6 protein-coding genes are annotated in these 11,259 nt (G+C 69.5%); 2 read left to right on the top strand and 4 right to left on the bottom strand.

Going from position 1 to position 11,259, the window contains the following annotated elements:
- Positions 1-857 (bottom strand): SDR family NAD(P)-dependent oxidoreductase (locus OXN85_03680; GenBank protein MCY3599062.1); only part of this gene is annotated, 857 nt, incomplete at its 3' end.
- Positions 854-2,797, bottom strand: a complete 1,944-nt coding sequence (locus OXN85_03675) for an Ig-like domain-containing protein (GenBank protein MCY3599061.1) — start codon at positions 2,795-2,797, stop codon at positions 854-856. The genes OXN85_03680 and OXN85_03675, both read right to left, overlap by 4 nt.
- A gap of 145 nt (positions 2,798-2,942) precedes the next feature.
- On the opposite strand from OXN85_03675, the gene OXN85_03670 reads away from it, so the two are divergent.
- Positions 2,943-6,140: an aminotransferase class III-fold pyridoxal phosphate-dependent enzyme gene (locus tag OXN85_03670; protein MCY3599060.1), complete on the top strand. Its 3,198-nt coding sequence runs from the start codon at positions 2,943-2,945 to the stop codon at positions 6,138-6,140.
- Positions 6,141-6,150: 10 nt separating this feature from the next.
- Here the strand turns inward: OXN85_03670 and OXN85_03665 are convergent, their stop codons facing one another.
- Positions 6,151-8,262: a S9 family peptidase gene (locus OXN85_03665; GenBank protein ID MCY3599059.1), complete on the bottom strand. Its 2,112-nt coding sequence runs from the start codon at positions 8,260-8,262 to the stop codon at positions 6,151-6,153.
- Positions 8,263-8,477: 215 nt separating this feature from the next.
- On the opposite strand from OXN85_03665, the gene OXN85_03660 reads away from it, so the two are divergent.
- The gene (locus OXN85_03660; protein MCY3599058.1) at positions 8,478-9,800 is read left to right on the top strand and encodes an aminotransferase class V-fold PLP-dependent enzyme; all 1,323 of its coding nucleotides are present in this window, start codon (positions 8,478-8,480) and stop codon (positions 9,798-9,800) included.
- 12 nt (positions 9,801-9,812) lie between these two features.
- Here the strand turns inward: OXN85_03660 and OXN85_03655 are convergent.
- Positions 9,813-11,259 (bottom strand): GMC family oxidoreductase (locus OXN85_03655; protein MCY3599057.1); only part of this gene is annotated, 1,447 nt, incomplete at its 5' end.

Below are 11,259 nucleotides of genomic sequence, written 5' to 3'. Positions count from 1 at the left end.
CCGCTGAAGTACTGCCCGCTCTCGAAGTCGTCCGAGTCGACGACCTGCATCACAGCGTCAGCCCCCTCGGCGATGGTCGCGCGCGGCGTCGCCCCCAGCCGTCGTACCATCTCCGTCGGCATGTAGGTCGCCGGGTGGAGCGAGCCGACCACGATGCCCGTTCCGGCAAGGTCGTCGGCCAGATCGTGCGTGAACATGATCTGGGCCAGCTTGCTCTGGGCGTAGGCGCGGCGGCCGCTGAAGTCGTTCTCGATCATCACGTCGTCGAAGTCGATCGGCGTCTGCGCGCCCGACGACACGTTCACGATGCGCGACGGCGCGCTGTCGAGAACCCGCGGCATCAGCATGTGCGTGAGGAGGAAGGTGGAGAGGTAGTTCACCTGGAAGCGGTACTCGTGCCCGTCCTCGGTGACCCAGCGCTCGTCCGGCGCGGACCCGAACCCCGCGTTGTTGATCAGGATGTCCATCCGGTCGTAATCGTCCAGCAGGGTCTCGGCGAAGGTGCGAACCTCGGCTAGAGACGCGAAATCGGCGCGGTAGAAGCGCGCGCTCCCGGGTCCGGCCGCGTTGATCGCAGCCACCACTTCCGCGCCCCGCTCCTCATTGCGTCCGTGGACGATGACGTGATCGCCCCGGGCGCCCAGCCGCAGGGCCAGTTCGCGGCCGAGGCCGGAGGTGGCTCCGGTGACCAGCACCACCTGCTGCCCGGAAGCGGGGGCGGGAGTCGCCTGGGCGAGTACGTCGGCGGCGAACGGCGGCCAGACGGACGTGAGCACCGCGGCGGCCAGCGCGGCGGCGGTCCTGTACGCAGTCTTCCTGAGGTTGGCGCGGTTCATGGTGTCATCTTTCGTTGTCATGGGACGAGTTCTTCCTCGACGAGGCGGGCGATCCACAGGCCGGAGTGCAGGTCGGAGGTGAAGATCCGGCCCTTGAACAACTGGGCGCCCCACGTCATCGACCAGTTCGGCACGGCGGCGTCCGGCGATGACGTCTTGATCGCGCCGATCTCGCGGCCCTGGCGGTAGAGGTCGCCGCGCAGTTCGCCCGAAATGTCGAGCACCCGCAGCCCCGCCTGGTAGTAGCCGACGTAGAGCCGGTCGCGGTCGTCGCTCCACAGGTTGTGCGCCCCCGCTTCGGGCACGGTGTAGTGGGCGACCTTCACCGGGCTATCGATATCCGTCATGTCGAGCACTTCCACGTAGCCCCGGGCCTCGATGGGGCCGAACACGTTCGGATCCCAGTCGGACGGGTAGATCTCGGCCGCCGCGAACAGGTACTTGCCGTGACGCCAGGCGACGTGCGTGTTCCCCTGATCCGACACCCACCGCGAGACCAGCTTCGGGTCGCGTGCCGTGCCTCCGTGCGTGCCCGCCCCGGCGTCGAGGATGTAGATGCCCTCGTTCCAAAACGACGCGTACGCGTATCCGTCCTGGACGATGACGTCGTGCAGGCTGCGGATCGGTTCGTCGTGCGCCCAGCGGTTGATCTCGCGCGGGTTCGCCGGATCGGAGATGTCGATGATGACGATCTCGCTCGTGCCGTTGTGGCAGGCGTAGACGAGGTCCTCGTCCCCCAGGATCCAGACGTTGTGCACACCGCCCGTCACCGTGTCCGTGTACTCGGAGAGGATCTCCGGATGGGCGGGATTCGAGAGGTCGAGGAGGACGATCCCGTTCCTCCGGCTGGAGGCCCCTTCGCGGGTGACGATCCCGAGGCGGTTGTTGGGGTGGATCTTCACATCGTTGATGCGGCGGGCATCGAGCTGGATCGAGTCGGTGAGGACGGGCTGCGCGGGATCCGTCACGTCCCACACCTTCATCCAGTCGTGGTAGAAGGTGCCGAGGTAGGCGTAGTCGCGTCCGTCCACGCCCTCGAACACCCAGGTGTCGCCGGCCCGGTGCGTGGAGGTGATCCCGCTGCCGACGAGTTCGAGCCGGGCGGTGTGGCGGCGGGGTCCGACCCGCACCGAAACCGTCCGGGCGATGGCCGGGCCCGCGATCGCGGTCACGTGGTACGTGCCCGGCTCCTCCGCCACGAAGAGCCCGCGTCCATCGACGGGTTCGACGCTCGCCCCGCTCGGCGTCACGCTCCAGAGCGGCGCGAGGGGGATCTCGCGGCCGCCGCCGTCGCGGCCCGCCAGCCGGAAGGCCGCGACATCTCCCGTCGAAAGCGAGTTCACATCCCCGGAGGCCGCCAGTTCGTATTCCTCAGCCGCGTTCGGCTCGACGGTCACGTCGACCCGGGTGGAGGCATCTCCCGCCGAGACGGTGATGACGGTCTGTCCCGGCCCGTGGCCGAGCACGCGTCCGGCAGCATCCACCGTCGCGACGGCTGCGTCGGCGGAGGCGAAGGCGAACTCGGCATCGTCCACCGCGGTGCCCGGTGCCGTGTAAGCCTCGAGGTGAAGGGCCGCGGTCGCGCCCGCGTAGACGGGACCGGCGAGGCGGGCCTCGATGCTGGCAGGCTCGAGCCGGGGCACGCGGATCGTCACCCAGCTCGGCTGGCCGCGGAACATCGCCGCCACGCGCGACTCGCCCGGCCGCACCGCCGTCACCACGCCCTCCGGCGTCACCGTCACGCCTTCGTCGGCCGCAAACCAGCGCACCTCCGAGGCGGCGCCTTCCTCCGCGGTGCCCTGGATCTCCGCCATGAGCTGAAAGGACGCCCCGACTTCGAGTTCCAGTTCAGCCGGCGAAGCGACCGCGTACACCCGCTCCTGCGCGTCGACGGCGGGCGGGCCGGCGGTCGCGACGCCCGCGGCGAAGATGGAAGCGAGAAGCCCAGAGCGGAGCGACATGATTCTCCTCCATATGACAAAGCGCATCATGCGACCCGGCGATCGAACCGGGATCGAAAGCTCGTTTCGACCGGCGCGGGCGGCAATAAGCGGCAATAGCCGCCGTGGTTGACCGGACCTTAGTGGGGTGGGAGCTTCGCCCATCATGGAAACGCTCGACGCCGGTTACGCGGCCGGAAGGCCCTCGCTCTCGGAGGGAGAAGCGGCCGGACTCGTCCGGGACGTCTGGGGCGTGCGCGGGCAGGCCCGCGAGTGCGCCAGCGAGCGCGACCGCGTGTTCGAGATTTCGGGAACGACCTCCGGCGAGACTTCCGGCGGGTCGGGTGTCCGCGGATACCTGAAGGTCTCGAACCTCCTCGAAGACCGCGCCGTCCTCGACGAAGAAGCGGTTCTGTTGGCGGCTCTCTCGGAGTCCCAGGCCTGCTTCGCGCTTCCGCACTGGCGGCCCGCCGGGAAGGGCGGGGACGTGGAGGCCGGCGCGGACGGGGAGGCTGGCGGGGGCGCATCGGCAGCCGGGCGTCTCGTCGAACACAGGATCGGCGGGCGCACCCACTTCGCCCGCTTCCTGGAACCGGTCCCGGGCATTCCGCTGGACCGTTTCCGGCCGCACGGACCCGAACTGCGCCGGCAGATCGGCCGCCTCGCCGGGATCGTGGATCGTTCCTCGTCGCAACTGGCGGGCGCGGACCGCCCAATGATCTGGGACCTGCGCCGGGCCGCCTCGCTCATCGGGCAGAACCTGGACGCGATCCGGGAGCCGGGACGGCGCGAAGTCCTTGCCCGAGTTCTCGAGCGGTACGCGGCGGTCGTGCGGCCGCGGGCGGGCGAGTTGCGCGAGAGCCTGATCTACAACGACGCGAACCCGGCCAACATCCATGTCGATCCGGGGCGGATGAAGGGCGGCGCGCCCCACCTCGTGGGCATCGTGGACTTCGGCGACACGGTCCGTTCGTGGACGGTGGCGAACCTCGCCGTGGCCTGTGCCTACGCCGGGTTCGGGACGCGCGATCCGGTGGCCGCCTTCTGCGATGTAGCGCGGGGGTACGCACCGGAGCACGAGGTCATGGAGGCGGAAGCCGATGTCCTCTACGAACTGGCGCGGCTGCGGCTCGCGCTGAGCGTGACCGTCTCGTCCGTGCGGGGCGCCCAGGAGCCGGACAACGCGTACCTGCTCGTGAGCCAGGCGCCGGCGTGGGAGGTGCTCGAGCGGCTGGACGCGACGCCCCCGAACCTGGGGCGCTACCGGCTGCGGGAGGCCTGCGGGCATGTGCCGTGTCCCTCAGCGGCCCGCGTCATCCGGGCGCTCGAGCGCGCGGCCCCGAGCGCCGCAGCGGTGCTCGATCCGGACCCCCGGACCGCGCCCACCGTCACGCTCGACCTGAGCGTCGAGTCGGGGGACGACGGCGGAACCTTCGATCCCACGGATCATGCGGCGTTCTCGCGACGGCTGTTCGACCGGATGCGGGACGCGGACGCGGCGGTCGGCATCGGCCGCTACGACGAGGTGCGCTGGTGGTACACGGGCGAGGCCTTCCGCGCGCCGGGGAACGAGATGGACGAGTGGCGGACTGTTCACCTCGGCGTCGATCTGTTCGCGGAGCCGGGGACGCCCGTCCTCGCGCCGCTAGGGGGTCGCGTCGTATCCGTGCACGACAACGCCGACCGCCTGGACTACGGCCCCACGATCATCCTGGAGCACGAACTGGCGGACCCGGCCGGCGAGACGGACGGACCCGTTCGATTTCGGACGCTGTTCGGGCATTTGTCGCCCGAATCCTTATCGAAAGTCGCGCCCGACGAGGTCGTGGAGGCGGGCCGGACGATCGGCTGGATCGGGGCCCCGCCGGACAACGGCGACTGGGCTCCGCACCTTCACCTCCAGATCCTCCTCGACCCCCTGGGCTACGAGGGGACCTTCCCGGGCGTCGCCGCCCCGAGCGCCCGCGGCACGTGGACGGCGGTGAGCCCCGACCCGAACCACCTGCTCCGCCTCCCGGGCGAGGCGACGGCCCCGCGACCTCGCAGCCGCGCCGACCTGGTCGAGGACCGGAACCGGCGGCTCGGCCCTTCGCTGAGCCTCTCCTACCGGAGACCCCTCCACATCGTGCGGGGCCGCGGCGCATGGCTCTACGACATCGACGGTCAGCCCTTCCTCGACTGCGTGAACAACGTCGCCCACGTCGGACACTCGCACCCGCGCGTGAACGAGGCGGCGCGCCGCCAGATGGCCGCGCTCAACACGAACACGCGCTACCTGCACGAGACCATCCTCGAATACACGGAGCGGCTGACCGCCCTCTTCCCGTCCCCGCTCGACGTGTGCTTCCTCGTCTGCTCCGGCACGGAGGCCAACGAACTCGCCCTGCGCATGGCGCGGACGCACACCGGCAAGGTAGGCGCGGTCGTCCTCGACGGAGCGTACCACGGGAACTCGAGTTCGGTCGTCAACCTCAGCCCGTACAAGTTCAACGGCCCCGGCGGGAAGGGACTCCGGCCCTGGGTCCGGATGGCGCCGATGCCGGACCTGTTCCGGGGCATTCACCGAGGGTCGGAACGGGAGGTGGCGCCCCTGTACGCGGCCCATGTCGGCGAGGCGGCGGCGGCACTCGAGACGGAGCCCACCTGGTTCGGGGACCGCCCGCCCGGAGCGGCCGCCTTCTTCCACGAGTCGATCCTCAGTTGCGGCGGCCAGATCCCGCTTCCGGCCGGATACCTCGCGGCTTCCTACACCGCGGCCCGCGAGCACGGTGCCGTGTGCGTGGCCGACGAGGTGCAGGTCGGCTTCGGCCGCGTGGGGTCGCACTTCTGGGCCTTCGAGGAGCACGACGTCGTCCCCGACATCGTCACCCTCGGCAAGCCGATCGGGAACGGCCACCCCCTCGCCGCGGTCATCACGACCCGCGAGATCGCCGAAGCCTTCGCCAACGGGATGGAGTACTTCAACACCTACGGCGGGAACCCCGTCTCCTGCGCCATCGGCCTCGCCGTCCTCGACGTGATCGAGGAGGAGGGACTGCGGGAGAACGCCGCCATCGTCGGCAAGCGTCTACTGTCCGGCCTCGACCGCCTCCGGGGCCGTCACGCCCCTGTGGGGGACGCCCGCGGCCGCGGCCTGTTCACCGGCATCGAGTTCGTGCACGAGGGCGACGACCTCGAACCGGCCGCCGACCTCGCCGACGCCGCCGTCCAACGGATGCGCGACAAGGGGATCCTCCTCAGCACGGACGGCCCCGACCACAACGTGATCAAGATGAAGCCCCCCCTCGTCTTCTCCGAAGCCGACGCCGACCTCCTGATCTCGGGCCTCGACGAGATCCTCTCCGAAACCCCCTTCCACCCCTGACCCGCGTCGGCTACGAGCCGGTCTGGGTGGCGGCGGTGCGCTCGTCATCGTGGGTGCCCCAGCGCTCGAACCACTTCCTGAGGATGAGTTGCGTGCGCAGGAAGTTGGACGGCAGGCGCGACGTGCCGTGCCACTCGCCCTGGAACTGGACCATCGCGGTCGGCTTGTTCTGCGCCTTGAGCGCCTGGTAGAACTGCTCCGTCTGCGACATCGGCGTGCGCAGGTCGAGGACGCCCGTCATGAGCATCGTCGGCGTCGTGACGTTGCCCACGTAGGTGATCGGCGAGCGGCGGATGTGCTCGCTCGGGTCCACCCACGGAAACTCCTGGAAGTCCGCATACCAGCGCAGATAGTTGCCGTCGACCTCGTTCGGGAAGTTGAACCAGTTCACGACCGGGCAGTTCGCCGAAGCGGCCCGAAAGCGGTCCGTGTGCCCCACGACCCACGACGTCAGGACGCCCCCACCCGAGCACCCGTAGACGAACATGTTGCCGTCGTCCACGTATCCGCGGGAGATGACCTCGTCCACGCTCGACATGAGGTCGTCAAAATCGTGGTTCGGATAGTCGTACTGGATCGCGTTCCCGAACTCCGTGCCGTAGCCGGAGCTTCCGCGCGGGTTCGTGTAGAGGACGACGTAGCCGTTCGCGGCGTGCTCCTGCCACGAGAAGTTGAACCCGCCGTTGTACATGCCGTGCGGCCCGCCGTGAATCACGAGAATGAGCGGATACTGCCGCGACGCGTCGAAGTCCGGGGGCTTGATGACCCAGCCGTGAATCGCGAGTCCGTCATGGGATGACTCGCTCCAGACCTGTTCGACCTCGCCCAGCGTCACGCCCGCGAGCACGTCGGCGTTCACATCCGTCAGCCTCGTGCGCCGATCGGGCCGGTCGACGGGGAAGGCGTAGATGTCGCCGGGCTCGTGCGCATCACCCCACATCCCGACGGCCGTGCCGCCGCCGCTCACGGCGTTGAGGCCGAACATCTGCGGGCCTTCGGTCATCGCCCGCACATCTCCGTCCACGGAGGCGTAGTGGAGGTTGCGATAGCCGTCCGCCGAAGCGTCGAAATAGACGCCGCCTCCATCCGGTGCCCAGTGCAGCGTCCCCGGACTGCGGTCCATCTCGGCCGTGAGGGCGCGCGGGTTCGACCCATCCGCGTTCATCACGTAGACGGCGGATTCGATGTAGTCGAAGGTCGTCGTGTCGTGCCCCACGTAGGCGATCAGGCGCCCATCCGGCGATGGCACCGGCCGGTTGTCCGGGCCCTTGCGCGTCGTGACCTGGCTCAGGTCGCCGGACTCCGCGTCGAGCCGGTAGATCTCGGTCTCCTGCCACCGGTATACCGCGTCCTCCGCGATGAGGCTGCTGAAGAGGAGCGACTGTCCATCAGGTTCCCAGACGGGGACTCCGAAGTTGAAGTCGCCCTCGGTGAGCTGGCGCGCCGTGCCGCCTTCGGCGGGGACGACGAAGATGTGCCGGTACTTGTCGCCCAGGAATCCGACGCGGTCCTGCCGATAGACGAGACGCTCGATGATCCGAGGCCCCGGCGTCCACGTCGCCCCCTCCGGCTTCGGGAGCGAGATGGACCAGTGGCGCGCCGTGGGCTGCTCCGCCCCCACGCGCATCGTGAACGAGAAGCGCGTCCCGTCGGGAGACCAGGCGATGTCCGAAGGACTGTCCGTGAGCCGCGTCACCTGGGAGACGGCGCCCTCGGCATCCATCCAGCGCACGAAGATCTGCGTGTTCCCCTCGTCATCGGGCGCGAGGAAGGCGAGTCGGCTGCCGTCGGGAGACCAGCGCGGCGAGGATCCGTCGACGAGGTGGCGCGGGCGACTGCCGTCCGGATTAACGATCCAGATCGACGACTCCCACGCGTCGTTCATCTTGTCGACCCACAGACGCTCGTACACGACGGCGCCGCCATCCGGCGAGATCCGCGGATCCTGGACCCGCTCCCAGTCGAGCCAGGACTCGAGCGGGAGGGCACCGTTCGCTTCCTGCGCGAGGAGCGTCGAGCCGGGGACAGCGAGGCTGCAGAGCACGCCGAGAACGGTGAGAGCGGCGAGGGTGACGGGATTCCGGAAGAGGTCGCGGCGGGAAAGGGGGGCGCGCGTGTCCATGGGTACCTCCTGGTGTGGTGGGCGCGGGGCCTTTCAGAACATGGGGTGCGCCTCGCCGCGTGCATAGACCGGGCGGCGGCGCGCCGCGCCCCCATGCCGCCCGAAGTCCCGCGTCTTATGTTGCACAGCGGCCCGTGGAGGGCTCTTGCCGCGGGCTGCTTGAACGACTGCGACCGCCGCACGCGATGCGGCGACCCATAACACGGGAGGTTTCCGTGACGACTCGCTCGCCCACCGACGCGACCCACATGCCCGACCGCCGCCGATTCCTCAAGCGCGCCGCAGCGGGGGCCGCTCTCGCGGCGACGCCGGCCTGGACCCGGGCGCCGTCGAGGCCCGGTCTCAGCCTCGATGAACTGTCGGCGCGGCGAGACTTCCTGGGGACGGAGGACGAGTCCTTCTGGGAGATGGTGAAGTCCCAGTTCCCGCTCCGTCCCGGTCTTATCCTGGTGAACGCGGCGAATCTCTGCCCCTCGCCCTGGCCGGTACAGGAGGCGGTGTTCGCGTACACGCGCGACATCGACCGGGATGCCTCGTTCCACAACCGGGCCAAGTTCAACGCGCTCGCCGAGGAGTCCGTGGAGGCGCTCGCGCGGCTGCTCGGCGCCTCGCCCGGGGAGATCGTGATCACCCGCAACACCTCGGAGAGCAACAACACCGTCATCAACGGGCTCACGCTGGGCGCGGGAGACGAGGTCGTGCTGTGGGACCAGAACCATCCCACGAACAACGTGGCGTGGGACGTCCGGGCCGACCGCTGGGGCTACAAGGTGATCCGCGTGACGACGCCGCCCGTGCCCGAGACGGAGGACGAACTGATCGACGCCTTCGTGAGCGCCTTCACCGACCGGACGCGGGTGCTCGCGGTCACGCAGATCTCGAACATCTCGGGGGTCGAACTGCCGGCGCGGCGTCTGTGCGACATCGCGGGCGACCGCGGCATCTACGTGCACATGGACGGGGCGCAGAGCTTCGGCGCGGTGGAAGTCGACCTGCACGCCATGGGCTGCGACTCGTACACGGGGAGCGCCCACAAGTGGTTCTGCGGACCCAAGGAAGCCGGGGTCCTCTATGTCCGGGCCGATCGGGTCGCAGAGTTGTGGCCGAGCGACGTCGGCGTGGGCTGGGAGGGCGCGGTCGCGGGAGGTGGGGCCGACAAGTTCGGCACGTACGGCCAGCGGGACGACGCGGCGGTGGCGGGCGTGGGGACGACGGTGGAGTTCCACGAGGCGATCGGAGCCGCGGAGATCGAGGCCCGCATGCGCGCCCTCGCGACCGGGCTCAAGGCGGCGATCCGCGAGCGCATCCCCGAGGTGAAGTTCCACACGTCGGACGTACCGGGCCTCGGCGGGGGCGTGGTCATCGCGGAACTGGGGGTCGACGACCACACGGAGATCTACAACCGGATCTACGAGGAATACGGCGTCGCGGGAGCGCTCCGCCGGGGCGTGTTCCCGGGCATCCGCCTCTGCCCGCACATGTACAACACGATGGCGGAGATGGAGCAGATCGCCGATGCCCTCGCCCGGTCGACCTAGTCCCGTCGGCTGCTAGAGTTCGCCGCGGTTCTTTGCCCAGAGCGCGTAGTGGCAGGCGCGGGCGGTGAGGGCCATGTAGGTCAGGGACGGGTTCTGGCAAGCGGATGACGGCATGGCGGCGCCGTCGATCACGAACAGGTTCGGCGCGTCCCAGGCCTGGTTGTAGCCGTTGAGGACGGAGGTCGCCGGATCCCGTCCCATCCGCGCCGTCCCCATCTCGTGGATCGTGAGTCCCGGTGCCGTGATGTCGGTCAGCAACTCGACGTCCGTTCCGCCCCCGGCTTCCAGCATTTCCGCGGCGCGGTCGGCGCTGTCGCGCATCATCCGGCGCTCGTTGTCGCTCCATTCGCAGTGGATGCGGAGGGCCGGGATTCCCCACGCATCGACCCGTTCCGGATCGAGTTCGATGTAGTTCTCCTCGCGCGGGAGGCACTCGCCGAAGGCGCCGAGTTCGAACTCCCACACGCCGGGTTCGGTGAGCCGGCGCTTGTAGTCCGCGCCGAAGCCCGGCACGTCGAGGCCGCGACTCCAGCTCTGCCGCGTGGACCAGCCCTGGTAGCCGTAGCCCCGGATGAAGTCGGGCGAGGGTTCCGTCACGTTCCGGAAGCGGGGGATGTAGATCCCGTTCGGACGCTCGCCGGTGTAGCCGTGGTTCTCCCAGCCGGGGAACTTCGCCTTCGCTCCCGTGCTCATCGTGTGGTCCATGAGATAGCGGCCGAGGACCCCGCTGGAGTTCGCGAGGCCGTCCGGGAAGTCGGCGGACGTCGAGTGGAGGAGGATGCGGGTCGACTCCAGCGCCGAGGCGCCGAGCATGACGATCTCCCCGTGGAACTCCAGGTCCTCTCCCGTCTGCCGGTCGATCACGCGCACGCCCGTGACGCGCCCGCGGGCGGCGTCCCAGATCACGCTGTGCACGACGCTGTCCGGCCGCAGCGTCATGCGGCCGGTGGCTTCAGCGGCTGGGAGGGTGGCACTCAGCGAACTGAAGTAGCTCTTCGTGCTGCAGCCGCGGTGGCAGGGACCGCAGTAGTGGCAGGCGCTCCTCCCCTTGTGGTCGCGGGTGAGAACCGCCGTGCGCCCGATCGTCATCATCCGGGTGTCGCCGAAATCGCGCGCGATCGCCTCCTTCACCGCGTTCTCGACGCACGTCATCTGCATCGGCGGCAGGAAGACGCCGTCCGGCAACTGGGGCAGACCTTCGGGGCGGCCGCTGATGCCGGCGAAGGCTTCGACGTGGCTGTACCACGGCGCGAGGTCCGCGTAGCGGATCGGCCAGTCGACCCCGATCCCGTCGCGCGCGTTGGCCTCGAAGTCGAGATCGCTGAGACGGTAGGACTGCCGCGCCCACATGATCGAACGCCCGCCGACCTGGCGGCCGCGGATCCACAGGAAGGGCTTCTCGTCGGGGGTCGTGTAGGGGTTCTCGATGTCGTTGACGAAGAACTGCCGGCCCATCTCG

This window comes from Candidatus Palauibacter australiensis (genome assembly GCA_026705295.1).
GTDB lineage: Bacteria > Gemmatimonadota > Gemmatimonadetes > Palauibacterales > Palauibacteraceae > Palauibacter > Palauibacter australiensis.
Note: the sequence above shows the minus strand (reverse complement) of the source record. Positions and strands in the feature narration are given on the sequence as shown.